This is a genomic window from Nonomuraea sp. NPDC050404, assembly GCF_040655495.1.
Lineage (GTDB): Bacteria > Actinomycetota > Actinomycetes > Streptosporangiales > Streptosporangiaceae > Nonomuraea.
The window spans coordinates 649,850-674,616 of record NZ_JBFAKB010000001.1 but is presented as its reverse complement, the minus strand read 5'-3'; the positions used below and the strand labels follow the sequence as shown (position 1 = coordinate 674,616).

The 24,767-nt window shown below is 72.6% G+C and carries 25 protein-coding genes; 11 read left to right on the top strand and 14 right to left on the bottom strand.

The genetic code is table 11. From position 1 onward, the window contains the following. Window positions 1–23 precede the first annotated feature (23 nt). From AB0I81_RS03000 to AB0I81_RS02970, 7 genes are all read left to right on the top strand, one after another. Window positions 24–1,172, top strand: coding sequence for an inositol-3-phosphate synthase (locus AB0I81_RS03000; protein ID WP_360648871.1), 1,149 nt, complete (start codon window positions 24–26; stop codon window positions 1,170–1,172). 86 nt (window positions 1,173–1,258) lie between these two features. After that, window positions 1,259–2,233, top strand: coding sequence for an SCO3242 family prenyltransferase (locus AB0I81_RS02995; RefSeq protein WP_360648868.1), 975 nt, complete (start codon window positions 1,259–1,261; stop codon window positions 2,231–2,233). Next, entirely contained in the window at window positions 2,230–3,066 is an 837-nt protein-coding gene (locus tag AB0I81_RS02990; RefSeq protein WP_360648865.1) for a sugar phosphate isomerase/epimerase family protein, read from the top strand. The genes AB0I81_RS02995 and AB0I81_RS02990 overlap by 4 nt, the downstream gene beginning before the upstream one ends. After that, a complete protein-coding gene (locus tag AB0I81_RS02985) occupies window positions 3,066–3,656 on the top strand; it encodes an EboA domain-containing protein (RefSeq protein ID WP_360650173.1) in 591 nt (196 codons plus the stop codon). The genes AB0I81_RS02990 and AB0I81_RS02985 overlap by 1 nt, the downstream gene beginning before the upstream one ends. After that, on the top strand, window positions 3,656–4,507 hold the full coding sequence (locus AB0I81_RS02980; protein ID WP_360648863.1) for a TatD family hydrolase: 852 nt from the start codon (window positions 3,656–3,658) through the stop codon (window positions 4,505–4,507). The genes AB0I81_RS02985 and AB0I81_RS02980 overlap by 1 nt, the downstream gene beginning before the upstream one ends. Continuing rightward, window positions 4,507–5,634, top strand: a complete 1,128-nt coding sequence (eboE, locus tag AB0I81_RS02975; RefSeq protein ID WP_360648860.1) for a metabolite traffic protein EboE — start codon at window positions 4,507–4,509, stop codon at window positions 5,632–5,634. The genes AB0I81_RS02980 and eboE overlap by 1 nt, the downstream gene beginning before the upstream one ends. Before the next feature lie 128 nt (window positions 5,635–5,762). Next, entirely contained in the window at window positions 5,763–7,136 is a 1,374-nt protein-coding gene (locus AB0I81_RS02970; protein WP_360648857.1) for a nucleotide pyrophosphatase/phosphodiesterase family protein, read from the top strand. A 139-nt stretch (window positions 7,137–7,275) separates the two neighbouring features. On the opposite strand, the gene AB0I81_RS02965 is transcribed toward AB0I81_RS02970, so the two are convergent. The 5 genes from AB0I81_RS02965 to AB0I81_RS02945 all read right to left on the bottom strand — a co-directional run bounded on the left by AB0I81_RS02965 (window position 7,276) and on the right by AB0I81_RS02945 (window position 13,344). Continuing rightward, the gene (locus tag AB0I81_RS02965) at window positions 7,276–8,373 is read right to left on the bottom strand and encodes an ABC transporter ATP-binding protein (RefSeq protein WP_360648854.1); all 1,098 of its coding nucleotides are present in this window, start codon (window positions 8,371–8,373) and stop codon (window positions 7,276–7,278) included. Then, window positions 8,370–10,406, bottom strand: a complete 2,037-nt coding sequence (locus AB0I81_RS02960) for an oligopeptide/dipeptide ABC transporter ATP-binding protein (protein ID WP_360648851.1) — start codon at window positions 10,404–10,406, stop codon at window positions 8,370–8,372. The genes AB0I81_RS02965 and AB0I81_RS02960 overlap by 4 nt, the downstream gene beginning before the upstream one ends. Further along, complete coding sequence (locus AB0I81_RS02955; protein WP_360648848.1) at window positions 10,403–11,344, bottom strand: ABC transporter permease; 942 nt, start codon at window positions 11,342–11,344, stop codon at window positions 10,403–10,405. The genes AB0I81_RS02960 and AB0I81_RS02955 overlap by 4 nt, the downstream gene beginning before the upstream one ends. A 38-nt stretch (window positions 11,345–11,382) precedes the next feature. Further along, the gene (locus tag AB0I81_RS02950) at window positions 11,383–12,915 is read right to left on the bottom strand and encodes an ABC transporter substrate-binding protein (protein WP_360648845.1); all 1,533 of its coding nucleotides are present in this window, start codon (window positions 12,913–12,915) and stop codon (window positions 11,383–11,385) included. Window positions 12,916–13,053: 138 nt separating this feature from the next. Then, on the bottom strand, window positions 13,054–13,344 hold the full coding sequence (locus tag AB0I81_RS02945; protein ID WP_360648842.1) for a putative quinol monooxygenase: 291 nt from the start codon (window positions 13,342–13,344) through the stop codon (window positions 13,054–13,056). A 115-nt stretch (window positions 13,345–13,459) separates the two neighbouring features. On the opposite strand from AB0I81_RS02945, the gene AB0I81_RS02940 reads away from it, so the two are divergent. Both AB0I81_RS02940 and AB0I81_RS02935 read left to right on the top strand, forming a co-directional pair. After that, complete coding sequence (locus tag AB0I81_RS02940; protein WP_360648839.1) at window positions 13,460–13,939, top strand: hypothetical protein; 480 nt, start codon at window positions 13,460–13,462, stop codon at window positions 13,937–13,939. Then, window positions 13,936–14,532 carry a TetR family transcriptional regulator gene (locus AB0I81_RS02935; protein WP_360648837.1) on the top strand — a complete coding sequence of 199 codons (597 nt, stop codon included), beginning with the start codon at window positions 13,936–13,938 and terminating at the stop codon, window positions 14,530–14,532. The genes AB0I81_RS02940 and AB0I81_RS02935 overlap by 4 nt, the downstream gene beginning before the upstream one ends. Before the next feature lie 15 nt (window positions 14,533–14,547). Here the strand turns inward: AB0I81_RS02935 and AB0I81_RS02930 are convergent, their stop codons facing one another. The 3 genes from AB0I81_RS02930 to AB0I81_RS02920 are packed head-to-tail and all read right to left on the bottom strand — an operon-like array spanning window position 14,548 to window position 17,520. Next, window positions 14,548–15,510 (bottom strand): phosphotransferase family protein, encoded by a 963-nt coding sequence (locus AB0I81_RS02930; RefSeq protein ID WP_360648834.1) that lies wholly within the window; start codon window positions 15,508–15,510, stop codon window positions 14,548–14,550. Continuing rightward, window positions 15,507–16,697: an acyl-CoA dehydrogenase family protein gene (locus tag AB0I81_RS02925; RefSeq protein WP_360648831.1), complete on the bottom strand. Its 1,191-nt coding sequence runs from the start codon at window positions 16,695–16,697 to the stop codon at window positions 15,507–15,509. Before AB0I81_RS02925 ends, AB0I81_RS02930 begins: the two co-directional genes overlap by 4 nt. A 40-nt stretch (window positions 16,698–16,737) precedes the next feature. Beyond that, window positions 16,738–17,520 (bottom strand): CPBP family intramembrane glutamic endopeptidase, encoded by a 783-nt coding sequence (locus AB0I81_RS02920; RefSeq protein WP_360648828.1) that lies wholly within the window; start codon window positions 17,518–17,520, stop codon window positions 16,738–16,740. Window positions 17,521–17,601: 81 nt separating this feature from the next. On the opposite strand from AB0I81_RS02920, the gene AB0I81_RS02915 reads away from it, so the two are divergent. Beyond that, window positions 17,602–17,946 carry a DUF6285 domain-containing protein gene (locus AB0I81_RS02915; RefSeq protein ID WP_360648826.1) on the top strand — a complete coding sequence of 115 codons (345 nt, stop codon included), beginning with the start codon at window positions 17,602–17,604 and terminating at the stop codon, window positions 17,944–17,946. Between the two features lie 139 nt (window positions 17,947–18,085). On the opposite strand, the gene mctP is transcribed toward AB0I81_RS02915, so the two are convergent. The 4 genes from mctP to AB0I81_RS02895 form a co-directional block, all read right to left on the bottom strand. Next, window positions 18,086–19,693: a monocarboxylate uptake permease MctP gene (mctP, locus tag AB0I81_RS02910; protein WP_360648824.1), complete on the bottom strand. Its 1,608-nt coding sequence runs from the start codon at window positions 19,691–19,693 to the stop codon at window positions 18,086–18,088. Next, on the bottom strand, window positions 19,690–19,899 hold the full coding sequence (locus AB0I81_RS02905; protein ID WP_360648821.1) for a DUF3311 domain-containing protein: 210 nt from the start codon (window positions 19,897–19,899) through the stop codon (window positions 19,690–19,692). Before AB0I81_RS02905 ends, mctP begins: the two co-directional genes overlap by 4 nt. Before the next feature lie 215 nt (window positions 19,900–20,114). Continuing rightward, window positions 20,115–20,741 carry a carboxymuconolactone decarboxylase family protein gene (locus AB0I81_RS02900; RefSeq protein ID WP_360648818.1) on the bottom strand — a complete coding sequence of 209 codons (627 nt, stop codon included), beginning with the start codon at window positions 20,739–20,741 and terminating at the stop codon, window positions 20,115–20,117. Continuing rightward, entirely contained in the window at window positions 20,741–21,289 is a 549-nt protein-coding gene (locus AB0I81_RS02895; RefSeq protein WP_360648815.1) for a VOC family protein, read from the bottom strand. The genes AB0I81_RS02900 and AB0I81_RS02895 overlap by 1 nt, the downstream gene beginning before the upstream one ends. A gap of 78 nt (window positions 21,290–21,367) precedes the next feature. On the opposite strand from AB0I81_RS02895, the gene AB0I81_RS02890 reads away from it, so the two are divergent. Further along, complete coding sequence (locus AB0I81_RS02890; protein WP_360648811.1) at window positions 21,368–22,261, top strand: SDR family oxidoreductase; 894 nt, start codon at window positions 21,368–21,370, stop codon at window positions 22,259–22,261. Here the strand turns inward: AB0I81_RS02890 and AB0I81_RS02885 are convergent. Then, the gene (locus AB0I81_RS02885; RefSeq protein ID WP_360648808.1) at window positions 22,258–23,199 is read right to left on the bottom strand and encodes a WYL domain-containing protein; all 942 of its coding nucleotides are present in this window, start codon (window positions 23,197–23,199) and stop codon (window positions 22,258–22,260) included. The two genes, AB0I81_RS02890 and AB0I81_RS02885, sit on opposite strands and share 4 nt — an antisense overlap. Then, the gene (locus AB0I81_RS02880; RefSeq protein ID WP_360648805.1) at window positions 23,181–24,767 is read right to left on the bottom strand and encodes a CocE/NonD family hydrolase; all 1,587 of its coding nucleotides are present in this window, start codon (window positions 24,765–24,767) and stop codon (window positions 23,181–23,183) included. The genes AB0I81_RS02885 and AB0I81_RS02880 overlap by 19 nt, the downstream gene beginning before the upstream one ends.

Here is a 24,767-nt window from a genome sequence, read left to right as displayed (position 1 = left end):
GCCCCGGGCGCGAAGGAGATCGTATGAGAACGGGAGTTTGGCTGATCGGGGCGCGTGGCTCCGTCGCCGTGACCAGCATGATCGGCGCACTGGCCGTCCGGGCGGGCCTGACCGCGCCGACCGGCTGCGTCCTGGAGTCGCCCGCGCTGCAGGGCCGCATCCGGCCGGGCATCGGCGACCTGGTGTTCGGCGGGCACGACGTGACCTCCGTGCCGCTGGAGAAGAAGGCCGCGGAGCTGGCGGGGGCGGGAGTGGTGCCGGTGACGCTGGCGCCGGCCGTACGGGGTGAGCTGCTCGCCGTGGAGCAGCACATCCGGCCGATGCCCGCCGCCGCGACCCAGGAGGCGACGGCGCGGGCCATCGCCGCCGACCTCGACGACTTCCGCCGCCGGGGCGACCTGGAGCGCGTCGTCGTCATCAACGTCTCCACCACCGAGCCGACCCCGCCGCCGCACCCCGCCCACGCCGGCCTCGACGGCCTGCGGGCCGCGCTGGCGGGCCCGGAGCCGGTGCTGCCGCCCAGCGCGCTGGCCGCCTACTCCGCGCTGAGCGCCGGGTGCCCGTACGTCGACTTCACCCCCTCCACCGGGGCGCGCCTGCCCGCGCTGGCCGCGCTGGCCCTTGAGCGGGGGCTGCCGTACGCCGGGCACGACGGCAAGACGGGGGAGACCCTGGTCAAGTCGGTGCTCGCGCCCATGTTCGCGCAGCGCAACCTGAAGGTGCGCACCTGGTCCGGCGTCAACCTGCTGGGCGGCGGCGACGGCGCCAACCTCGCCAGGCCGGGCGCGAACGCGGCCAAGGCCGCCAGCAAGCAGCGGGTGTTGTCCGAGACGCTCGGGTACGTGCCGCAGGGCGAGACCCGGATCGACTTCCTGGAGGATCTGGGCGACTTCAAGACGGCGTGGGACCTGGTGACCTTTGAGGGCTTTCTCGGCACCGCGATGCGGATGGAGTTCACCTGGCACGGTTGCGACTCCGCGCTGGCCGCGCCCCTGATCCTCGACCTGGCCAGGCTCACCGCCGCCGCGCATCGCGCCGGGCGCGCCGGGCCGCTCGCGGAGCTGGCGTTCTTCTTCAAGGACCCCCTTGGCGAGGTGCCGCACGGGCTGGCCGAGCAGTGGCGGTCCCTGCACGACCTCGTCACCGCCCTCGGCACCGAGGACCCGTCGTGACCTCATCGCCTCACCACGGGGGAGGTGTCGTGAGCTCTCCGGCTCACGGCGAGGGAGGTGCCGTTCCGTCTCGCCGTGGGAGAGGCGTGCTGCGGGATCTGGTCGAACTCGTCCGCGCCCCGGCCGCGCTGTCGGTTCCCGGGGACGTGGTCGCCGGTGCCGCCGCCGCCGGGGTGCTCGGCGCGCGGACGCTCGGGCTGGCCTGTTCCTCGGTCTGCCTGTACTGGGCCGGCATGGCCGCCAACGACTGGGCCGACCGTCACCTTGACGCCGTCGAACGTCCAGAACGGCCCATCCCCTCGGGCCGGGTGCGGCCGGGAACCGCTCTGGGGCTGGCCGCCGGGCTCACCGCCGCCGGGATCGCCATCGCCGGGCTCACCGGTGGCCGCCGGGCCCTGGGCGTCGCCGTGCCGCTGGCGGCGGCCGTGTGGGCCTACGATCTGGCCGCCAAGAACACGCCTGCGGGACCTGCGGCGATGGCGGTGTGCCGTGGCCTGGACGTGCTCCTGGGCGCGACATCGGGACGCGCCCCCGGGGCCGGGCTGTCGGCCGGACTGCCCGCCGCGCTCACCATCGCCGCCCACACGTACCTGCTCACCGACCTGTCCAGAGGCGAGACCACCGGCACCACCGGCCGCCGCCCCGCCACCACCCTGACCGGCACCCTCGCCGTGGCCGCCACCTCCGCCATCCCCGCCACCTCCGCTCCTGAACGCCGTCGCGCCCCCTCCGCCACGCCCGCCATTCCCGCTCCTGAACGCCGTCGCGCCATTTCCGCCATTTCCGCCCCTGAACGCCGTCGCGCCACCATCGCCCACGAGGCCGTCGCGCAGGTCGCGCTCGCCGGCTGGTACGCCGCCCAGTTCGGCGCGCCCCAGGCCCGCGCCGTCGCCGACCCCTCGGCGGACACGGTGCGCGCGGCCGTCACCGCCGGGATCGTCAGCCTGCCCGCGCTCCAGGGCGCCCTGGTCGCCCGCGCCGGAGCCCCGCGTACCGGTCTCATCCTCGCCGCGACGGTCCCGCTGGCCCGCCGCCTGGCCAGAAAGCTGTCCCCGACGTGATCCGATTCGGCTACGGCACCAACGGCTTCGCCAACCACCGCCTCACCGACGCACTCGACGTCATCGCCGATCTCGGCTACACCGGGGTGGCGCTCACCCTCGACCACCACCACCTCGACCCCTACGCCGACGGGCTGGCCAGGCGCGTGGCCAAGCTCGCCGACCGCCTGCGCGCCCTCGGCCTGGGCGTGGTCGTCGAGACCGGCGCCCGCTACCTGCTCGACCCCCGGCGCAAGCACGCGCCCACACTGCTGGACGACGATCGCGACAGGCGGATCGACTTCCTGTGCGGGGCCGCCGCCATCGGCGCCGACCTCGGGGCGGAGGCGCTGTCGTTCTGGTCGGGGATACGTCAGGACCAGGTCACCCACGCCCTGGCCTGGGAGCGGCTGGTGGACGGCTGCGCCCGGGTGCTGGACGGCGCGGACGGCCTGCCGCTGGGGTTCGAGCCCGAGCCGGGCATGTTCGTCGACACGATCGCGGGCTGGCGCAGCCTGCGCGAGGCGCTCGGCGAACCGGACGGCTTCGGCATCACGCTGGACATCGGCCACTGCCGCTGCAACGAGCCAGACCCGGCGCCCGAGTGCGTCGCGGCCGTGGCCGGGCACCTGGTCAACGTCCAGATCGACGACATGCGCAGAGGCACGCACGAACACCTGGAGTTCGGCGAGGGCGAGATCGACTTCCCGCCGGTGCTGCGCGCGCTGGCCGACTCCGGCTACCGCGGCCTGGTCGCCGTCGAGCTCCCGCGCCACTCCCACGCCGCCCCCGACGTGGCCGCCCGCTCCCTCGCCTTCCTCCGACAAGCAGAGCGGGAAGGAGGCCGGACGTGATGCCGTCCGAGGGGTTGCGGGCCGCGTTGCGCGACACCCCGTACTGGGAATGGCTGCGGGACGCCCTCGGCAGGCCGCACACGATCGCGCGTTCCTTCGCCGCCGCCGGACGGCGTACCGGGCGGGCGCCGCTGCCCGGCGCGCCCGGCTGGACGGCCGACGAGGCGGCCCGCGCGCTGCTGCTGGCCGCGCTGCCGCCGGGCCGCGTCGCCGAGGAGACGGGCGAGTTGTACCGGTACGGCGACGCCGACGAGAAGCGGGCCGTGCTCAAGGCCCTTCACCTGCTGCCCATCGGCCCCGACGCCGTACCCCTGCTGCACGACGCCATCCGCACCAACGACGCCCGCCTGCTGGCCGCCGCGCTCGGGCCCTGCGCCGTCCACCTCGACCAGGCCGCGTGGCGGCAGGCGGTGCTCAAGTGCGTGTTCATGGGCGTGCCGCTGGCCGGGGTGCATGATCTCGACCGGCGGGCGGATGCCGAACTGGCCGCCATGCTGGCCGCCTTCGCCGACGAGCGCGAGGCGGCCGGCCGTCCCATGCCCGGCGACGCCGCCGACCTGCTCCGCCGTCTGACCAGCGAGGAGACCTGATGCGCATCTTCGACCCGCACATCCACATGACCTCACGCACCACCGACGACTACGCGCGGATGGCCGCCGCCGGCGTCCTGGCCGTGGTCGAGCCGGCGTTCTGGCTGGGGCAGCCGCGGACGAACCCGGGCTCGTTCACCGACTACTTCGACTCCCTGATCGGCTGGGAGCCGTACCGCGCCGCGCAGTTCGGCGTCGTGCACCACGCCACGATCGCGCTCAACCCCAAGGAGGCGGGCGACCCGCGCTGCCGTCCCGTGCTGGACCTGCTGCCCCGCTACCTGGACAAGGACCGGGTGGTCGCGGTCGGCGAGATCGGCTACGACTCCATGACCCCCGAGGAGGACGACGCCTTCGAGCGCCAGCTCGCCATGGCCGTCGAGTACGAGCTGCCCGCGCTCGTGCACACCCCGCACCGCGACAAGGCGGCGGGCACCCGCCGCACCATGGAACTGGTGGCCGCCTCGGGCATCGAGCCGGGACACGTCGTGGTCGATCACCTCAACGAGGTCACCATCGAGCTGGTGCACGGCTCCGGCTGCTGGATGGGCTTCTCCATCTACCCCGAGACCAAGATGTCGCCGCCCCGCATGGTGGACCTGCTGCGCCGCTACGGCCTGGACCGGGTGCTGGTCAACTCCGCCGCCGACTGGGGCGTCTCCGACCCGCTGCTCACGCTGGAGACCGGCAGAGCGATGCTGGCGGCCGGGTTCACCGAGGACGACGTGGACAAGGTGTTGTGGCGCAACCCCGCCGAGTTCTACGGCCAGTCGGGCCGCCTCGACCTGACCGCCGCCCGCGCCACCGGGCCCACGTACGCGGGCAGCTCCATCCTGCGCGGCGGCGAGTGATGCGGCTCCGGCACCGCTCGGGCACGCCGCTGCACCTCGGCTACTGCACCAACGTGCACCCGGCCGAGGATTTGGACGGCATCATCGCCCAGCTCGACACGTATGCGGTCCCGATCCGCGAGCGCCTGGGCACCGGCGTGCTGGGGCTCGGGCTGTGGCTGGCCGCGCCCGTCGCCGGGGCCCTGGCCGCCGACACCGCCGCGCTGACCCGGCTCCGCGCCGAGCTGACCGCCCGGGGCTTGGAGGTGGTGACGCTCAACGGCTTCCCGTACCGCTCCTTCCACGACCCGGTCGTCAAGCAGGCCGTCTACCACCCCGACTGGACCACGCGGGCCCGCCTGTCCTACACCTTGGACCTGGCCCACGTCCTGGCCGGCCTGCTGCCGGACGACGCCGAACGCGGCTCGGTCTCCACGCTGCCGCTCGCCTGGCGCCACCCCTGGGACGCCCACATGGCCGGCGAGGCCGCCCGCCGCCTCGATCAGCTCGCCGCCGGGCTGGCCGCCATCCAGTACCGCACCGGCCGCCTCATCCGGGTCGGCTTCGAGCCCGAGCCCGGCTGCGTCGTGGAGAGCACCGCCCAGGCGGCCGCCCACCTGGCCGGCGTGGACACCGAGCGGCTCGGCATCTGCCTGGACCTGGCCCACCTGGCCTGCGCCTGGGAGCAGCCGGCCGCCGCGCTGAAGACGCTGCGGGCGGCGGGCCTGCCCATCGTCAAGGTCCAGCTCTCGGCCGCCCTGGAGTCCGGCGATCCGGAGGCGTTGCGCGAGTACGACGAGCCCCGCTTCCTGCACCAGACCCGCAACCCGTACGGCGGCGCCGTGGACGACCTCGACGAGGCCCTCGACGGCGAGCTGCCGGGACCGTGGCGGGTCCACTACCATGTGCCGCTGCACGCCGCCCCCGAACCTCCGCTGACCACCACGATCCCGGTGTTGCGCGAGGCGCTCAGGGAGCTGGTCGGGGGCCGCCGGCCGCTGTGCGACCACTACGACGTGGAGACCTACACCTGGGGCGTGCTGCCGCCCGCGCTGCGGCCCACCACCCCGGACCGGCTCGCGGCCGGCATCGCCGACGAACTCGACTTCGCCCGCACACACCTCCTCGACCTGGGAGCGACGCCATGAGCAAGCTGCCGGTGGACCTGCCCGACTCGGGAGCGACGCCATGAGCAAGCTGCCGGTGGACCTGCTCGACCCGGGAGCGACGCCATGAGCAACCTGCTGCCGGACCTGCTCGACTCTGGAGTGACACTATGAGCAAGCTGCTGGTTCTGGACGTGGTCGGGCTGACCCCGCGGCTGCTGGCCCACATGCCGCGCCTGCGCGCCGTCGCCGCGGGCGGCTTCCAGGCCGGGCTGGGCACCGTCGTGCCGGCCGTCACCTGCTCGGCGCAGTCCACGTTCCTGACCGGCCTGCCGCCGTCCGGGCACGGGATCGTCGGCAACGGCTGGTACTTCCGCGACCTCGGCGAGGTCCTGCTGTGGCGCCAGCACAACGCCCTCGTCGGCGGCGAGAAGGTGTGGCAGGCCGCCCGCCGCGCCGACCCCGGCTACACGGTCGCCAACGTGTGCTGGTGGTACGCGATGGGCGCCGACGTCGACTGGACCGTGACACCCCGCCCGATCTACCGCGCGGACGGCCGCAAGGACCCCGACTGCTACACCGACCCGCCGGAACTGCACGACGAGCTGACCCCGTTCCCGCTGTTCACCTACTGGGGCCCCGGCGCGGGCATCGCCTCCTCGACCTGGATCTGCCGCGCCGCACGGCACATCATGGCCACCCGGGACCCCGACCTGACCCTCGTCTACGTCCCGCACCTGGACTACGACCTGCAGCGTTACGGCCCCTCCGACCCGCGCGCCGCCGCTGCCGCCGCCGAACTGGACACCGTGCTGGCGCCCCTGCTGGACGCCGCGGGCGAGCGGACCGTGGTGGTCCTGTCGGAGTACGGCATCACCGACGTCTCCCGCCCGATCGACATCAACCGGGCCCTGCGCTCCGACGGCCGGCTGCGCGTGCACACCCAGGACGGCATGGAGTACCTGGACCCGTGGACCTCCCGCGCGTTCGCCGTCGCCGACCACCAGGTCGCCCACGTCTACGTGCGCGACCCCGCCGACGTGCCGGCCGTGGCCAAGTTGTGCGCGTCCGTGCCCGGCGTGGCCGGTGTGCTCGACGCGGACGGCAAGGCCGCGTACGGGCTGGACCATCCGCGCTCGGGCGAGCTGGTCCTGCTGGCCGAGCCGGACGCCTGGTTCACCTACTACTACTGGCTCGACGACGCCCGCGCCCCCGACTTCGCCCGCGTCGTCGAGATCCACCGCAAGCCCGGCTACGACCCGGCCGAGCTGTTCTTCGACCCCGCCGATCCGGGGGCGGCCAAACGCCGCGCCGGGGTGGCGCTGCTGCGCAAGAAGCTCGGCCTGCGTTACGTCATGAACGTCGTCGGCCTCGACGCGGGCGCCCGCGCGATCCGCGGCTCCCACGGCCTGCCACCCGCCGACCCCGCCGACGCCCCCGTCCTGCTCTGCTCCGACCCGGCACCGGCCCGCGACCACTACGAGGCCGCACAGATCAAGGACCTGCTGCTGACCCTGGCCGGGACAGGGGAGGCGGGCCGCTGACGGGAGCGTCCCGTGAAGCCGCGCGCACGAGACAGGCCGTTGCCGGGAGCGTCCCGTGGGGCCCGCTGACGGCACGTCCCCTGAGGGCGGGCGCACGAGACAGGCCACTGACGGGGCCATCCTCTGAGGGCGGCCAAGGTCAGGAGGCCCCGTACAGGTGACAGGCGACCTCGCCGCCGTCGGTGAGGCGTCGCAGCGGGGGTGTGACCGTGTGGCACACCTCCATCACGCTCGAACACCGGCCGCGGAACGGGCAGCCCGCCTCGCCGCGCGGGACGGCCCGCTCGTTGCGGTCGTCCCGGTGCCCGGCGCGGCGCGCGCGGCGTCGTTCGCGGCCGTCGGGGTGGGTGGTGGGGGAGGCCGCGAGCAGGGCCCGCGTGTACGGGTGCTTCGGCGACTCGAACAGCGACCCCGTCCCGGCCAGCTCCACCAGCCGCCCCGCGAGCAGCACGGCGATCCGATGGGAGAGATGCCGGACGATCCGGAGGTCGTGCGTAATGAACAGGTAACTCACGCCCATAGAGCCCTGCAGGTCGGCCAGCAGGTTGACGATCTGGCTCTGCGTGGACACGTCGAGCGCGCTCACCGCCTCGTCACACACCACCAGCCGCGGCTCCAGCGCCAGCGCGCGGGCGATGGCCACCCGCTGCCGCTGCCCGCCGGAAAGCTGGCCCGGATACCGGTTCAGGTGCGCCGGCGACAGACCGACCCGTTCGAACGCGGCGGCCGCCGCCTGCGCCCGCTCGGCGCGATCCCCCAGGCCGTGCCGCCGCAGGGACGCCGTCACCGCGCCCGCGACCACGTGGCGCGGGTTCAGCGACGACATCGGATCCTGGAAGACCGCCTGCACCGCCCGCCGGTAGGCCAGCGGCGTGCTCCGGCGCGGCGCCGTCACCTTCAGCCCGTCGAAGTGGATGCTGCCGCCGGTGACGTCCACGAGCCGCAGGATGGCCCGCCCGATCGTGCTCTTGCCCGATCCTGACTCGCCGACCAGGCCGAGCGTCTCACCGGGCCGCAGCCCGAAGCTGACCCCGTCCACCGCGACGATCTTGCGCCGCCGCCGTCCCAGCGCCCGCCCGGCCTCGTAACCGACCGTCAGGTCCCGCACATCGAGAAGCCCTTCGCCGGAATCGCCCCGCACGTCGAGAAGCCCTTCGCCGGAATCGCCGCGCACATCGGGAAGTCCTCTGCCGGTGTCGCCCCATACGTCGGGAAGTCCTTCGCCGGAGTCGCTCACCGTTCCGACACCTCCAGCGTCAGCTCCTCGGCGCGCAGGCAGCGGACGTCCTCGGCCAGCGGAATCGGATGTCCCATGCAACTCTCCTGGAAGTAGGCGCAGCGGTTGGCGAAATGGCAGCCCGAAGGCCAGTCGCCCGGGAGCGGGACGCCGCCGGGGATGGTCGGCAACCGCCCGGCTCTGGCGTCGGTGGAGGGGCCGGCCGCCAGCAGGGCCGCGGTGTAGGGGTGGCGCGGCCGGTCGAACAGCGTCCTGACCTCGCCCGTCTCCACGATCTGACCGGCGTACAGCACCGCGGCCCTGTCGCACGTCTCCGCGACCACCCCGAGATCGTGGGTGATCAGCAGGACGGCCGTGGCCAGCTCGTCGCGCAGGTCCAGCAGCAGATCGAGGACATGGCTCTGGGTGGTGACGTCGAGGGCCGAGGTGGCCTCGTCCGCGATCAGCAGCCGCGGCCCGGCCGCCAGCGCCATCGCGATCGCCACCCGCTGCGCCATGCCGCCGGAGAACTGGTGCGGGTGGTCGTCCAGCCTGCGCCGGGGATCCTCGACGCCGACCCGGTGCAGCAACTCGGCGGCCCGCTCCCTGGCCGCCCTGCGCGGCATGCCGAAGTGCGCGCGCAGCGGCTCACAGAGTTGGCGGCCGACCGTGTGCACGGGCGACAGGGCGGCCATCGGGTCCTGGAAGACGACGCCGATCCCGCGGCCCCGTACCGCGCGCAGCTCCCGCTCCGGCAGGCCCGCGATCTGGCGGCCCTCCAGCAGCACCGACCCGGCGGCCAGTTCCGTGCCGGGCGGGAGGAGGCCGAGGATGGCGCGGGCGAGCATCGACTTGCCCGAGCCGGACTCGCCGAGCAGCCCGACCACCTCGGCCTGCCCGATGGCCAGCGACACGTCCTGCACCAGCGGCACCGCCTCGCCCCCGGCCTGCCGCGACTCGACGGTGACACCGCGCACCTCCAGAACGGTGCCCACCGGCGCCGGCCCGTCCATGGCAGGCGCGTCGGCGGTGGGCGCGGAGCCAAAAGGCGCGAAGCCAAAAGGCGCGAAGCCAGAAGGCGCGAAGCCAGAAGGCGCGAAGCCAGAAGGCGCGAAGCCAGAAGGTGCGGGGCCAGAAGGTGCGGGGCCAGAAGGTGCGGGGCCAGAAGGTGCGGGGCCAGTAGGCGTGGGGGCGTACGAGCGAGTGCGCGTCCGTGCCGGTCTGCGGCGCTCGCCCGTCAGCGCGTCCCCGACCCCATCGCTGACCAGGTTGAACGCCAGCACGCTCGCCACGATCGCCACCCCGGGCGGAAAGGGCAGGAACGGCTGCTGCGCCTGCTCGTCCGCCGCGACCCCGAGCATGCCGCCCCACGTCGGCACCTCCGAGTCGAGCCCCAGCCCGAGGAAGCTCAGCGCCGCCTCCAGCCCGATCGCCGAGCCGAGGAAGACGGCGGCCTGCACGAGCAGCGGCCCGGTCAGGTTCGGCAGCACCTGGCGGAAGAGGATCTCCCGGGTGCGCAGCCCGGCCACCCGTGCCGCGTCCACGTACAACTTCTCGCGTTCGGCCAGCGTCACCGCCCGGGTCATCCGGGCGAAGCTCATGCAGAAGATCAGCCCGATCGCCACGATCAGGTTGACCAGGCTGCGCCCGAGTATCGCGATGACGGCGAACCCGACCAGCAGCCCCGGCAGCGCGTCCGCCACGTCGAAGGCCCGCGAGCCGAGCCGGTCCCACCAGCCGCCCCGGTAGCCGAGCAGCAGTCCCATCGGCACCCCGATGACCATCGCCACGACGACCGAGCTGAAGGCGACCAGGAGCGCGACCCTGGTGCCGTACAGCAGGCGGCTGAGCGTGTCGCGGCCCAGCTCGTCGGTGCCGAGCGGATGCGCGGCCTCCGGGCCGAGCAGCACGGCGGTGAAGTCCTCCGCCAGCGGGTCGTACGGGGCCAGCAGCGGCGCCGTGATCGCCACGGCGACCAGCAGCAGGAGGAAGAGGGCCGCGGCCATGGTCACGGGTTGCCGGGCGACCCGCCGCGCCATCCTGGGGTTGCTCATTGGGGACGCACCTTGGGGTTCAGCAGGCCGTAGCCCACGTCGATGAGCAGGTTCACGACGATGACCAGGCAGGCGATCACGATCACGCCGCCCTGCACGACGGGGAAGTCCTTGCCGATCACGCTCGTCAGCAGGAGCTGCCCGACGCCGGGGAAGGCGAAGATCGCCTCGACGACGAAGCTGGTGCCGATGAGGATGCGGAAGGTGAGCCCGGTCGTGGCCAGCACGGGCACCATGGCGTTCTTGAGCGCGTACCGCAGCACGATGCGCCCGCGCGGGACGCCCGCCGCGGTCAGCGTGTCCACGTACGGCGAGGCCAGCGCCGCCACCATCGCCCCGCGCGTCTGCCTGGCGATCAGCGCGGCCGCGCCGGCCCCGAGCGCCAGCGACGGCAGGATCAGGCCCCGCAGCCAGCCCAGGGGGTCCCCGGTCAGCGGCGTGTAGGCGACGACCGGCACCCAGCCCAGCTCCACGGCGAACAGCAGCAGCAGGACCAGCCCGAACCAGAACTCGGGCACGGCCAGCCCGACCGAGGTGGCCGCGCCGATCAGCCGGTCGGGCAGGCCGGCCCGCACGGCGGCCAGCACGCCCAGGCCGACGCCGAACACCAGGGCCACGACCATGCCGCCGAAGGTCAGCGACAGCGTGGCGGGCAGCCGCTGCGTGATGAGGTCGGTGACGGGGAGCGAGGAGACGTAGGAGACGCCCAGGTCGCCGCCGAGCGCCTGGCGTACCCACTCGGCCAGCCGTTCGAGCGCGGGCTGGTCGAGGCCGAGTTGCGCCTCGACCTGCCGGATCCGGTCCGGGGTGGCGCTCGCGCCGAGGATGGCCCCCGCCGGGCTGCCCGGCACGAGGTAGATCATCGAGAAGACGACGAGCGCCACCACCGCCAGCTGCGGGACGGCCAGGGCCAGGCGGTAGGCGATGAGCTTGCTCACCGGCACCACCGCCACCGGGTTGCGAGGTTCGCGGCCACCTACGCTCCCTTGGGCTTGAGGTCCCGGTAGTTGACCATGTTCGTCTCCCACGGCTGCGTGGGCGCCTTGACGCCGTCCACGCGCTGGGACTGCCACACCACCAGCTCTTCGCCCGCCAGATGGCCGCAGGTCAGCGCCTCGTCGGAGATGACGCGGGTGACCTCGCCCCACAACCGCGCGGCCTCGGGGGAGGTGCCGGCCGCGATCGCCTTCCCGGCCGCCGCCTTGAGCTCGGGGCTCTCGGTCCCTGACGGGTTGCCGGGGGCGTCGGCGGCGAACCACGCCTTGTACCAGTCGAACGCGGTCAGCTCGTCGTTGCTGCCCAGGCCGAGGGCGTACCGGCCGCCGTTCCAGGTCGAGTTGTACTGCGGCGGCGGCGCGACCTGCACCTTGACCTGCATGCCGAGCTCGCCCAGCTGGGAGGCGTAGACGTTGAGCTGCTTCTGGTTGTACGGCGCCGCGATCACGTCGATCCTGACCGGCGGGCTGCCGGCCCGCGCGTACAGCTGCTTGGCCTTCTCAAGGTCGTGCGGGTACCCGGTGACGGCCGCGTTGTAGCCGGTCTCGCCCTCGGCGAAGTGCTGCGGCCTGGCCTTGAAATCGGGTTCGAGCTTGGTGACCACGCCGGTGTCGAGCGCGTGGCAGGCCGCCCTGCGCACGTTGACGTCGGCGAAGACGCCGCCGGGCCCCCGGTCGAAGAACATCGGGTTGTTGCGGATGGCGGGGTAGGCCACCGACCGGATGCCCGGGGTGCCCTTGATGCGCTCCAGCGTGGCCGGGTCCAGGTCGCTGATGTCGATCTCGCCGCCGGCCAGCGCTCCGGAGGCGGCGTTGTCGTCCGGGATCGCGTACAGCTCGATCGTCTTGAACCCGACACTCTGCTCGCCGCCCCAGTATTTCGGGAAGTAGGTGAAGCTCATCCTGGTGCCCGGCGTGGAGGAGGCCGGGTCGTAGGCCCACGGGCCGGTCCCGGCGGGTGTCTGGGCGACGGTGCCCGCCTCGATCGCCCTGGGGCTGGCCATCGGCGCGACCCGCGTGGTGAGCGTGGTGAGCAGCGACGGGGTCGGCGAGGACAGGTTCAGCCGCACGGTACGGGCGTCCACGACGTCGATCGACTCGATGACCTTGAGCGGCCCCGCGAAGGCGGTCCTGCCCTCCCGCACGCTCTCCAGATTGACCTTGACCGCCTCGGCGTCGAACGGGGCGCCGTCGTGGAAGACGACGTTCTCGCGCAGCGTCAGCGTGAGCGCCTTGCCGGTCTGCCTCCACGCGGTGGCCAGCACCGGAGAGATCCGGCCCTGCCCGTCGAGCGCGACGAGCGTCTCGTACGGCACCCGCAGGTACCCGGCCTCCATCTCGGCGCCGGGAGCCCAGCTGTCGGGAAACCCGCCCCAGTTCACCTTCAGCGTGTCCGACCGCGCTCCGGACGCGGAGGCCGCCGGCTCCTGCGCGCCACCACCCCCGCATCCGGCCAGGAGCAGGCCGCTCATCAGCGCGGCGACGGCGGGCACCTTCGTTGTCTTGGCTTTCATCGGATGGGACTCCTCCTGGCGCCGTGAGGTGATCGGGGGGCAGGCCACCATGCTCCGACCAGGGCGCTTCGCGCTCCAGAGGAGGAGTCGCAAGGTTAGGATGCGCGTTTCGCACGGGTGAGGGCCCTTGGGCCACCGTCACGGGACGACCTCACCGAACCAGACCTGCCGCCGCGTCAGCTTCGGCCTGACCAGGTCCACGATGTACTCGGCGAAGTGCGCCGTGCGCGTGTGGGCCTCGAAGGCGGCCTGGTCGGTGTACTGCTCGTACAGCGTGAACGCGGCTTCCTCACCGGCGTCGGCGTGCACGACGTAGGCCAGGTTGCCCGGTTCGGCCAGCGTGTGCTCGCGCATCTTCAGCAGCGCGTCACGAACGAGCCCGGCGTCACCCGGCTCGCACCGGTAGTGGGCCACGACAGCGTATGGCATACGTTTCCTCCTGCGGGTTTTGTTGCGAATTCCACCACGAGCGGGGTTGCGGGGCGTGCAACCAATGCGTGCCGTTCCCGCGTGCCGGCCCTGCCTGCGGGGATAAGGTTTCCCGGTGATCGAGGCAGCGGCTCCGGAGGGGAAGCGCCATCGCCGGCTCATCGCGGCCGCCGCGGGTGTCGCCGCCCTCGTCCCCGTCTACTACCTCACCGACGCCGCCGCGCGATTCTTGCGGGCGGGCAACGCCGCGTTCGCCCCGGCGCCGATGGGGCTGGCCTGCCTGGCGGCCGTCGCCGTGCTCGTCACGCTGCTCACCGCCCGGCCCGCCGCCGCGCTCTGCTGCGGCCTGCCGCTGGCCGCGGCGGGCGTCGTGTTCGGCCTCGACCTGGACACGGCGATGGGCGCGGCGGGGACCCTGCCGTGGGCACGGGAAGGCGGCCTGCCGTGGTCGCTGCCGGGTGGCGCGCCGTGGGCCGAGCCGGGCGAGCCGCCCGGCACCCTGGCCGGCACCAGCGGCCTGTACGCGCTCATCGGCGTCGTCCTCGTCCTGTCGGCGCTGCTGCCGGACCGTCTGCGATCTATGCTCAAGGGGTGAGCGGGCGTGATCCGGATCGGCGCAGGGCACTGCTCGACGCGGCCGACCGGGTCATCCTGGCAGAGGGCCCCGGCGTGTCGATGGCCGCCATCGCCACCGCCGCGGGCATCACCAAGCCCGTCCTCTACCGGCACTTCGGCGACAAGCACGGCCTCTACCAGGCCCTGGCCGACCGGCACGTGCGCACGGTCATCGGCCAGCTCCGCCCGGCGATCGCGGCGGCGGGCGCCGGCCTGCGGGCCAGGGCCGCGGCGGCGATCGGCGTCTACCTCGACCTGATCTCGGCCAACCTCAACCTCTACCGGTTCCTGTTCCACCGGGCCGGCGCCGAGGACAGCCGGGTCCGCTCCCACATGACCTCGCTGGTGCGCAGCCTGGGGGAGGAACTGGGCGGTGTGCTGGTGGCCGAGCGGGTGGTGCCCGATCCGGTACGCGCCCAGGTGCTCGGGCACGCGTTCGTCGGCATGGTGCAGACGACCGGCGACTGGTGGCTGGATCACCAGGAGGTGGACCGGGCGCAGGTGGTCGAGGGCCTGGTGGACGTGATCGCCGCCGCGCTCACCCGCACTGCCACCCCAACCACCCACGGCTGACCGACCACGCGGCACTCAAGTGCCCGGACGCTCGCGCAGCAGCCGCAGCAGATCCCACTCGTTCTCGCACACGCGCCGCCCGATCGCCGCCAGCTCCACGGAGGACGCGCCCCCGCGCAGGTGCCGCATGGTCTGCATGACGCAGATGACACCCCACTTGAGCACGCCGAACGTCTCCCACCACCGCAACGCGTCCCGGTCCACCGCCTGCCCGCCGGCCTCCTCATAGGCGTTCACGAGCTCCCCGTACGAGCCGAACCCGCCCACCGGCAGCGGTGAGCCGAACCGCCACGCCTTCACGCACAACCACCCGAGGTCCTCCAGCGGATCGCCGGCGTGCGCCAGCTCCCAGTCGAGCACCGCCCTGATCCCCTCGGCCCCTACGATGAGGTTGCCGTTGCGGAAGTCGCCGTGCACGACGGTACGCCGCCGGCCGCGCGGCCGGGTGCCGGCCAGCCGCCGCAGCGCCAGCTCGAACACCGGATGCGGCTCGCCGAGCTGGTCCAGCACCTCGCGCCACTGCAGCAGCGGGTCCTGCCGCTCCTGCGCCGCCGGCAGTGCCGGCAGCGCCGACAGCGGCATCCGGTGGATGGCGGCCAGCGCCTGCCCGCACTGCCGCGCCAGCCGGGGCCGGGCCGCCGCGTAGGCGTCGTCGCGCAGGATCTTGCGCGGGATGGTCTCGCCCGGCACGCGGGTCATCAGGATGTAGGACTCCGCGCAGGAGATGATCCGCGGCACCGGCACCCCCGCGCCCGCCGCGGCCCGCATGAGCCGGGCCTCGGCGGCCAGACCCGCGCCGGCCTCGGGAGCGGCGCCGGGGGAGTCGAGCCGCAGGATCAGCTCGTGCCTGCCGCCGTCCGGGGTGACCACGTCCAGCGCCCACGTCTCCCGCGAGGCCCCGCCGGGCAGCCGCACACTGGCCGCGACCACCGCCTCATCCCCGAACGCCGCCCGCACGACCCCCTCGGGCCCGGTCATCGCGCGCCGAACTCCCAGGATCCGCCCGCCGTGTACGCCCCCAGGATCCGCCGCCCCACCGAGTCGATGTGCACCTCGTCGGGCCCGTCGTAGATCCGGCCGGCCCGCGCGTGCCGGTACATCCGCTCCAGCGGCGTGTCGGGGGTCAGCCCGGCGGCGCCGTACACCTGGATGGCCCGGTCGATCACGTTGTGCAACATCCGCGCGCCCACCACCTTGATCGCCCCGATCTCCACCCGCGCCTGCGAGCCCCGGTCGATGGCCTCGGCGGCGGACAGCGTCAGCAGCCGCGCGGACTGGATCTCGGCGTAGGAGTCGAACACATGCTGCCGCATGAGCTGCTTGGCGGCCAGCGGTTCGCCGAAGGCGGTGCGTTCGTGCAGCCTGCGGCACATCAGGTCGAAGGCCCGCTGCGCCTGCCCCAGCCACCGCATGCAGTGGAAGATCCGTCCGGGCCCGAGCCGCTTCTGCGCGATGACGAACCCCTGGCCGCGCGGCCCGAGCAGGTTCGAGGCGGGCACGCGCACGTCCTCGTACAACACCTCGCAGTGCGACCCGTCGAGCCCCAGCACGGGCGTCTCGCGCACGATCGTGTAACCGGGCGTGTCGGTCGGTACCAGGATCATGGAGAAGGCCCGGTGCGGGGGCGCGTCCGGCTCTGTCCTGCACATCACGGTCGTGTACGCCGCCCGCGACGCCCCGGTCGTGAACCACTTGTGCCCGTTGATCACCCACTCGTCGCCGTCGAGCACGGCGGAGGTGACGATCTGCGTCGGGTCGCTGCTGGAGACACTAGGCTCGGTCATGGCGAAGCTCGGCGAGATGTCACCGCGCACCAGCGGCTCCAGATACCGCTCCCGCTGCCCGGGCGAGGCGTGCTCGTGCAGCATGAGCGAGTCCTGCAGCGTGTACGTGCCCAGCGCGATCTGCCCGTACTCGCTGCGCCCCTGCACCTCGTTGACATAGACGTAGTCGAGGAACGGCAGTCCGCCACCGCCCAGCTCACGCGGATGCCCGAGCGCCCACAGGCCCTCCTTCTTCGCCTGGGCGCGCAGCTCGCCCAGCGCGGCGGCGGCCTCGGGCCCGCCCGCGTGCAGCACGGGCTCGGCGGGCTCCACCCGCTCGGTCATGAACGCGTGCACGGCGTCGCGAACCGGCCGCACCCCGTCGGGAATCACGAAGCTCATGACCGAATCAAATTCTAAAGTCCGGGGACGGTCAACGCCCTCAGGGCAGCCAGCTCACCTTGCCGTGCAGGAAGGCGTACCCGACGAAGGCGACGGCGTCGATGAGCGTGTGCGCGATGACCAGCGGCATGGCCCGCCCCCACCGTTGGTAGCACCACCCGAACACCACCCCCATCACCACGTTCCCGACGAACCCGCCGAAACCCTGATACAGGTGGTACGACCCGCGCAGCAGCGACGACACCGCCAGCGCCTTCCACGGCGTCCACCCGGCCTGCTGGAGCCGGTGCAGCAGGTAACCGGCGACCAGCACCTCCTCCAGCACCCCGTTCTGCGCCGCGGCCAGCAGCAGCACCGGCACCTGCCACCACACCTCGGGCAGCGCCCCCGGCACCACGGTCAGGTTGATCCCGGACGCCCACACCGCCAGGTAGAACGCCAGCCCCGTGCCGCCGATCCCGGCCGCGAGCAGCGCGCCGCGCGCCAGGTCGCCGCCGGGGCGGCGGAAGTCCGCGCCGATCGTGCGCATCGACTCGCCCGAGCGCACCAGCAGGTACGCCACCAGCGCCACCGGCGCCACCGAGACCGCGATCTGGACGAGTTGCAGCGCCAGGTCCAGCCAGGGCCGGTCGGGCGCCATCGACCCCACGAGCACGGCCTGCTGGCCCTTGAGCTCCTTCGGCGCCGTGAGGGCCCCGATCAGCCGCACGAGCGCCACCAGGGCGCTGGCGCCGAGCGAGACCGACATCACCACGAAGATCTCGGCCCGGATGAGCCTGGGTTCGAGCACCGGGGCAGGCGCGAGAGGGGACTCTGTGTGCATGGCCGCAGACTAGCCCGTACATGATCGGATGCCGATAAAGGGGTATTTCTCGGGGAGAGCGGGGTCTGCTATGCAGAGGGGGTGAGCGCCCCGCACGACGTCCCGACCGCGGCCCAGCTCGTGGCCGCCGTACGCGACTTCCTCCAGACCGACGTGCTCCCGGCCGTCGAGGGCCGGACCAAATACCACACCCGCGTCGCCATCAACGTGCTCGGCATGGTCGAGCGGGAGATCGAGCTCGGCCCGGAGCAGGCCGGGCGGCACGCCGCCCAGCTGGCGGAGCTGGGCGTGGCGGACGACGCCGAACTGGCCGCCGCCATCCGCGAGGGCCACCTGCCTACCGACGACGCCCTCCTGACGGTCCTCGAACAGGCGGTACGCGCCAAGCTGGAGGTGGCCAACCCGGCCTACCTCACCCCCGACTGACACGGAAGACGCCCGATCGGAACGGAAGACGCCCGATCGGAACGGAAGACCCCCATTTGAAACAAAAGACCCCATCTGAAACGAAAGGCCCGTCCCCCCTTGAATGCGCCTGCGAGGGGACGGGCCGTACGAATGGGCGTCAGTGGGAGCCGGTCAGGTCCAGGTCCTTGACCTTCGGGTCACCCTCGTCGGCGAAGTAGTCGTCGCGCTGGGTGGCGTCCTTCCCGTCGGCCACCTTGGCGGCCCGGAAGATCAGCGTGGCCAGCGCGGCGATCACCAGGTTGACGGCGAGCGCCACGAAGCCGACGTAGATCGTCATCTTGGTGTCGAAGCCGAAGTTGGACAGGGCGAACGCCGAGCCGCCGAAGTGCGCCTTGCCGTTGGCCGGGTTGGGGATCAGGTAGAGCATCCACATGCCCGCGCCCAGGCCGGCCGCCCAGCCGGTGATCAGGCCGCCCTTGTGGAACCAGCGGGTGTAGAGGCCCAGCGCCACCGCGGGCAGCGTCTGCAGGATGATCACGCCGCCGATGAGCTGCAGGTCGATGGAGAACTGCGGGTCCAGCAGCAGGATGCAGAGCACCGCGCCGACCTTGACCACCAGCGACACCAGCTTGGAGACGTTGGCCTCCTGGGCGTCGGTGGCGTTCTTGTTCAGGTATTCGCGGTAGATGTTGCGGGTGAACAGGTTCGCCGCGGCGATGGACATGATCGCCGCGGGGACGAGCGCGCCGATGCCGATGGCGGCGTAGGCCACGCCGGTGAACCAGTCGGGGAACATCTGGTCGAACAGCACCGGCACGATGGTGTTGGCGTCGGCCTTGCCGTTGGTGGTCACCGGCTTGGTGCCGGCCGCGATGGCCATGAAGCCGAGCAGCGCGATCAGGCCCAGCAGGAAGCTGTAGGCGGGCAGCGCGGACATGTTGCGCTTGATCACGTTGCGGCTCTTGGAGGCCAGCACGCCGGTGAGGCTGTGCGGGTAGAGGAACAGCGCCAGCGCAGAGCCGAAGGCCAGGGTGATGTACTGGAGCTGGTTGGCGGCGTTGAGCGTGATCCCGTCGCCGGGCGCCGGACTGGCGTCGAACTTGGCCTTGGCGGCGTCGAAGATCGAGTCCCAGCCGCCGAGCTGGGCCGGGATGTAGATGACCGCGGCGAGGATCACGATGTAGATCAGCGAGTCCTTGACGAACGCGATCAGCGCGGGGGCGCGCAGGCCGGACTGGTAGGTGTAGGCGGCCAGGATGGCGAACGCGATGATGATCGGCAGGTGCCCGGTGATGCCCATCGCCTTGAGCACGGCCTCGATGCCGACGAGTTGCAGCGCGATGTAGGGCATCGTGGCGATGAGGCCGGTGATCGCGATGACCAGCGCCAGCGTCGGCGAGCCGAACCTGGCCCGGACGAAGTCGGCCGGGGTGACGAAGCCGTGCACGTGCGAGACCGACCACATGCGGGCCAGCACCAGGAACACCAGCGGGTAGACCACCACGGTGTAGGGCAGCGCGTAGAAGCCGAGCGCGCCGGAGCTGAACACCAGCGCGGGCACCGCGACGAAGGTGTAGGCGGTGTACAGGTCGCCGCCGACCAGGAACCAGGTGATCCAGGTGCCGAAGCTGCGGCCGCCGAGGCCCCACTCGTTCAGGCTGGCCAGGTCGGTGGGGCGGCGCCAGCGGGCGGCCACGAAGCCCATGCCGCTGACGATCAGGAACAGCACGACGAAGACGACCAGCTCGGTCGTGTGCGCGCTCACTTCGTCATCCTGTAAACGACGGTCGTGCAGGTGACGCCGACCACGATGAAGGCGATCTGCAGCCAGTAGAAGAGCGGGAAGCCCAGCAGGCGCGGCTCGTCGGCGTTGAACAGGAACGTCATCAGGGGCAGCGCGATCGGCACGACCAGCAGCCAGTTCCAGGGGCTGCGGTCGGTACGTGGCTGTCCGGGCTCGCCGGTAGGCATCGTCCCTCCGAAAGAACGGATCAGGAGCCGGTGGGTGACCGGGACCCTGACATGTTGTCAATGGAGGGAGGGTAGCCTCGGGGCGGTATTAAACCTAATACCCGTTATGTTACGGTTTGGCCTAAATGTCGGGATGCACAGCGCGGCCCGCGAACAAGGTGAGACTTTAACGGCGCGCACGCGGCGAACGGGATCACCGATCGCCGAATGGTCGATTACTCGCGCCCAACGGTCAGGTCGTCGGCGATGTCCCGGGCGCCGTACCCGTCGGGCGCCGGCACCTCCACGATCGGCTCCGGCCGGTCGTCGAACTCCAGCCGCAACGCCCGCGCCATCGTGGCGTGCATCTCGTACAGGCACGTCACATACGTCAGCTCCAGGATCTGCTCGTCGGGCAGATGCCGCTTGAGCACGGCGAACACCTCGTCGGGCACCCGCCCGCCGTCCAGCACCAGCGCGTCGGCGTAGGCCAGCACGGCCCGCTCCAGCTCGCCGAACAGGTCGCTGACCGCCCAGTGCGCGACCGCCCGCACCTTCTCCTCCGGCACGCCGAGCGCCCGCAACTGCTTGCAGTGCTGGGAGAAGACGAACTGGCTCTGCCGCGCCCACCCCGCCCTGGTCTGGCCCAGCTCGCGCAGCACCGGATCCAGCGCGGTCTCCCGGTAGACCTGGAAACCCTTGACGCAGTGCCGGAAGATCTTCGCGTCGAGGGCGAACACCTCCCACCAGTCGCCCGGCGAGCCGGTGGCCGTGCCGCCGCCCGGCAGGATCAGGCGCTCGTGGAAGAACCGTAGGACCGGGTCGGTCATCTCCTCGCGCGGCACCCGGCGCAGCCGCGGCATCACACGGTCCGCTCGGCCGCGGTCCTCGGCTCGTGCCTGACGTCACCCGGCCGTCCCACCTGGCGGGTCCAGGCGGCGAACTCCACCAGGATCCCGTCGGGGTCCTTGAAGTAGATCGACCGGACGAACACGCCCTCGTGCAACTCGGAGGCCACCCCGAACTCACTGTCGTCGTGGTTGAGCAGCACGCCCACGTCGATGCCCTTGGCGATCAGCCGCTCGCGGTACTCCTCGATCCGCTCCGGCGGCACGTCGAAGGCGATGTGGTTCATCGAGCCGACCGCCGACAACAACTCGCCGCGGTCGGGCAGGTTCTTCGGCGCCGACACGCCGGGCACGCCGTCGGGCGCGTCGGGGAACCAGAAGAAGGCCAGCGCGTTGCCGCCCCCGCAGTCGAAGAAGAAGTGCTGCCCCCAGCCCATCGGCAGCTCGATGGTCTTGATCAGCGGCATGCCCAGCACGCCGGAGTAGAAGTCGACGGTCTGCTTCATGTCCGAGCAGACCAGCGCGACATGGTTGACGCCGCGGAGCTCGAATTCATCATTCATGGTAACTCCCTACTTACCACAGGGGTTCGCCAAAAAACATGACAGGAGACGTCGGCTTTGGCGGGCAGGGTGCGGGACATGATTGCTTTGGTTGCGGGCGCGACCCGCGGAACCGGGCGGGGCATCGCGGTGGCGCTGGGCGCGGCCGGCGCCACCGTCTACTGCGCCGGCAGGAGCGTACGGGGGCGGCGCTCGGAGATGGACCGCCCCGAGACCATCGAGGAGACGGCCGGCCTGGTGACCGCGGCCGGCGGGACCGGCGTCCCGGCGCGCGCCGACTTCCTCGACCCCGAACAGGTCGCGGAGCTGGCCGCACGCGTGCGGCGCGAGCAGGGGCGGCTCGACGTGCTGGTCAACGACGTCTGGGGCGGTGACCACCTCTGGCAGTGGAACACGCCCGTCTGGGAGCACGACCAGGACAAGGGGCTGCGGCTGCTGCGGCTGGCGATCGACACGCACCTGATCAGCGGCCGCCACCTGCTGCCGCTGCTGATCGAGAACGAGGGCGGCCTGGTCGTGGAGGTCACCGACGGCACCTGGTCGTTCAACGAGACCCGCTACCGCGAGAACGTCTACTACGACCTGGCCAAGATGTCGGTGAACCGGCTGGCCTTCGCCTGGTCGCACGAGCTGCGCCCGCACGGCGGCACCGCGGTCGCCGTGACGCCGGGGTTCCTGCGCTCGGAGGCCATGCTGGACAACTTCGGCGTCACCGAGGACAACTGGCGCGAGGCGAAGGCGGACTCCGCCTGGATGGTCTCCGAGACCCCCGCCTACGTCGGCAGGGGCGTGGCCGCCCTCGCCCGGGACCCCGGCAGGCGGCGCTGGTCGGGCAGGTCGGTCTCGAGCGAGGAGCTGGCGATGGCGTACGGGCTGACGGACGTGGACGGCAGCCGGCCGCGCGTGTGGAGCTACATCACCGAGGTGCGCGAGAAGGACGGCGACACGACGAGCTGGGCGGCCTACCGCTAGTCGTACAGGCGGGACATGCGGGCGGCGGCGCCGGCGACCATCGCCCGCAGCTCCGGCGGATCGAGCACCTCCGCCTCCGGCCCGAACCGCAACACCTGCGAGTAGGCCACCGGCAGCGACTCCACCGCCAGCCGGACGGTGCCGTCCGGCAGCAGCGAGGCCAGCGCGTCCTCAACCGCGGCCGGGTCGGCGATGTGCCGCACCATCGACCGTCCCCGCTCGCTGAGCCGCAGCGTGATCACCTCCCGCAACAACGACCGGGCGAACTGCGCCGCCTGCTCCGCCCAGAAGGCCGCCAGGTCGAAGCCCGGATCCCGGTCGAACTGCTCATCCAGCAGCGAGATCTCGCCGAACCGGTGCAGCCGGAAGATCAGGAAGCGCCGCCGGTGCCGGGCCGCCAGGTACCAGACGCCCGCCTTGAGCACCAGCCCGTACGGCTCCAGCGTGCGTGGATTGTCCTTGTACACCGCCGAGATGCGCCGATCCCGCCACACGGCCCTGGCCAGCGGCGCCAGCGCGGCGGGCGGCGGATCGTCACCGGCGAACCACCCGGGCGCGTCCAGGTGGAAACGCTGGGCCGCGGTCGCCGGCGCGTCCCGCAGCGCGGGGGAGAGCGCGGCGGCGGCCTTCAGCCGGGCCGTGGCCGCCACCTCCTGCAACCCCATCTCGCGCAGCGCGCCGGGCACCCCCGACAGGAACAGCGCCTCGGCCTCGGCCCGGTCGAGCCCGGTCAGCCGGGTACGGTACCCGTCGAGCAGCCGGTACCCGCCACCCCGCCCCCGATCGGCGTAGACCGGCACACCGGCCTCCGACAGCGCCAGCACGTCGCGGTGCACCGTGCGCTCGGAGACCTCCAGCTCCCTGGCCAGCTCCGCCGCCGTCATCCCGCCCCTGCCCTGCAGCAGCAGGACCAGCGACATCAGTCTCGACGCGCGCACAGCGGCAACACCACGGCGGAGGGCCGGTCGGGGGAGTGGAACACCTCGACGTCGGCGGGCACCATCGCGCCGTGCGAGCCGAGCGGGTCGCCGGTGCCGTGGTTGCGGGCGATCGTCGGGTAGGCGCCCGCCGCCACGTGCACCCTGATCCGGTGGCCGCGCCGGAACCGGTGGGCGATGGGCCACAGGTCCACCTCCACCCGGTGCACGCCGTCGGCGGAGGTCCCGGCGCCCCGCAGGCGGCGCACGCCCTCGCACACGTTCATGGAGCGCCCGCCGGGATGCACGTCGCACACCCGCACCACCACGTCCACGGACGGGGCGCTGGCGCGCACGAACAGCTCCGCGCGCACCGGGCCGATCATCTCGGTGCCGGACTCCAGCGGGTCGGAGCTGTAGACCAGCACGTCGCGGCGGCGCTCCAGCCGCCGCTGGTCGCGCGGCCTGGAGTCGCTCAGCAGCACAGGGCCGCCGATGACCGGCGTCGGGTGCGAGGGGTGGTAGCGGAAGCGGTCGGGGCCGGACTCCCGCGGCGCCTCGGTGCCGAGCCCGAAGCCGTCCCGCAGGTGCCAGCGCTGCTCGCGCATCCCGGGCACCGGCCAGTCGGGGTAGTCGCGCCACTCCCCGGCCCCGGTCACGTACAGGCGCACCGGATCCTGACGCAGCCCCGAGGGGTCGCCGAGCAGGTGGGCGCGGAACCAGGCCGCCGCCTCGGCCATCGCGGGCCGGCTGTGCCGGGAGTCGATGTGGTACCAGGGGCCGATCGTCAGGTACGGCCGCCGCCCGGCCGCCCGCAGCGTGCGGTAGTCCTTGAGCTGCCACGGCAGGAACACGTCGTACCAGCCGCCCAGCATGGTCACCTCGGCCTCCACCTCGGCCACCCGGGCGGAGAAGTCGCGCTTGTCCCAGTAGGGGGCGGACGGGTCGGCGTGGTGGGTGAGCAGGTCCTGGTAGAACCGCTGGGGCCGGCCGGAGGAGGCCAGGTCCAGCTCCGCCACGGGACGGCCGGAAAGGACCGCCCTGCGGGTCTGCCGGGGCGCGGTGACCACCGCGGCGCCGCCGAAGGGGCGCGACAGGCCGTCGGTGAGCGTGGTCCAGCTCAGCGCCGACTCCAGCGCGAACGCGCCGCCCACGTACGCCGCGTCCCTGAACTGGGAGGCGGTGATCTGGGTGGCCATGGCCTTGAGCTCCGATCCGGCTTCCGGCGCGATGGCCCACTGCGTGTAGCCCAGGTAGGACGGGCCGAACATCGCGAATGAGCCACCGTACCAGGGCTGCTCGCGCAGCCAGGCCACGGTCGCCAGGCCGTCGTCGCGCTCGTCGCCGAGCGGATCGTGCAGGCCGCCGGAGCCGAAACCGCCCCGGCAGCTCTGGATGACGACGTGGAAGCCCTGCCGGGCGAAGCCGCGGCCGTAGTACCAGGAGAAAAGGCCGCGCCGGCCGTAGGGGGAACGCATCAGGACGACGGGGGCGGGGCCGCCCCCGGCCGGTGCGTAGTGGTCGGCCAGCAGCAGCACGCCGTCGGCCATCGGGACGGGTAGATCGCGCTGAAGCCGCACGCGTCTCAT

What these genes read in the sequence shown, in the direction of transcription:
- AB0I81_RS03000 (WP_360648871.1), top strand. Translation starts at nt 24, where the DNA reads ATGAGAACGGGAGTTTGGCTGATCGGGGCGCGTGGCTCCGTCGCCGTG.
- AB0I81_RS02985 (WP_360650173.1), top strand. Translation starts at nt 3,066, where the DNA reads ATGCCGTCCGAGGGGTTGCGGGCCGCGTTGCGCGACACCCCGTACTGG.
- AB0I81_RS02980 (WP_360648863.1), top strand. Translation starts at nt 3,656, where the DNA reads ATGCGCATCTTCGACCCGCACATCCACATGACCTCACGCACCACCGAC.
- eboE (WP_360648860.1), top strand. Translation starts at nt 4,507, where the DNA reads ATGCGGCTCCGGCACCGCTCGGGCACGCCGCTGCACCTCGGCTACTGC.
- AB0I81_RS02970 (WP_360648857.1), top strand. Translation starts at nt 5,763, where the DNA reads ATGAGCAAGCTGCTGGTTCTGGACGTGGTCGGGCTGACCCCGCGGCTG.
- AB0I81_RS02960 (WP_360648851.1), bottom strand. Translation starts at nt 10,406, where the DNA reads ATGAGCAACCCCAGGATGGCGCGGCGGGTCGCCCGGCAACCCGTGACC.
- AB0I81_RS02950 (WP_360648845.1), bottom strand. Translation starts at nt 12,915, where the DNA reads ATGAAAGCCAAGACAACGAAGGTGCCCGCCGTCGCCGCGCTGATGAGC.
- AB0I81_RS02945 (WP_360648842.1), bottom strand. Translation starts at nt 13,344, where the DNA reads ATGCCATACGCTGTCGTGGCCCACTACCGGTGCGAGCCGGGTGACGCC.
- AB0I81_RS02930 (WP_360648834.1), bottom strand. Translation starts at nt 15,510, where the DNA reads ATGACCGGGCCCGAGGGGGTCGTGCGGGCGGCGTTCGGGGATGAGGCG.
- AB0I81_RS02925 (WP_360648831.1), bottom strand. Translation starts at nt 16,697, where the DNA reads ATGAGCTTCGTGATTCCCGACGGGGTGCGGCCGGTTCGCGACGCCGTG.
- AB0I81_RS02920 (WP_360648828.1), bottom strand. Translation starts at nt 17,520, where the DNA reads ATGCACACAGAGTCCCCTCTCGCGCCTGCCCCGGTGCTCGAACCCAGG.
- AB0I81_RS02905 (WP_360648821.1), bottom strand. Translation starts at nt 19,899, where the DNA reads ATGCCTACCGGCGAGCCCGGACAGCCACGTACCGACCGCAGCCCCTGG.
- AB0I81_RS02900 (WP_360648818.1), bottom strand. Translation starts at nt 20,741, where the DNA reads ATGCCGCGGCTGCGCCGGGTGCCGCGCGAGGAGATGACCGACCCGGTC.
- AB0I81_RS02895 (WP_360648815.1), bottom strand. Translation starts at nt 21,289, where the DNA reads ATGAATGATGAATTCGAGCTCCGCGGCGTCAACCATGTCGCGCTGGTC.
- AB0I81_RS02890 (WP_360648811.1), top strand. Translation starts at nt 21,368, where the DNA reads ATGATTGCTTTGGTTGCGGGCGCGACCCGCGGAACCGGGCGGGGCATC.
- AB0I81_RS02880 (WP_360648805.1), bottom strand. Translation starts at nt 24,767, where the DNA reads ATGAGACGCGTGCGGCTTCAGCGCGATCTACCCGTCCCGATGGCCGAC.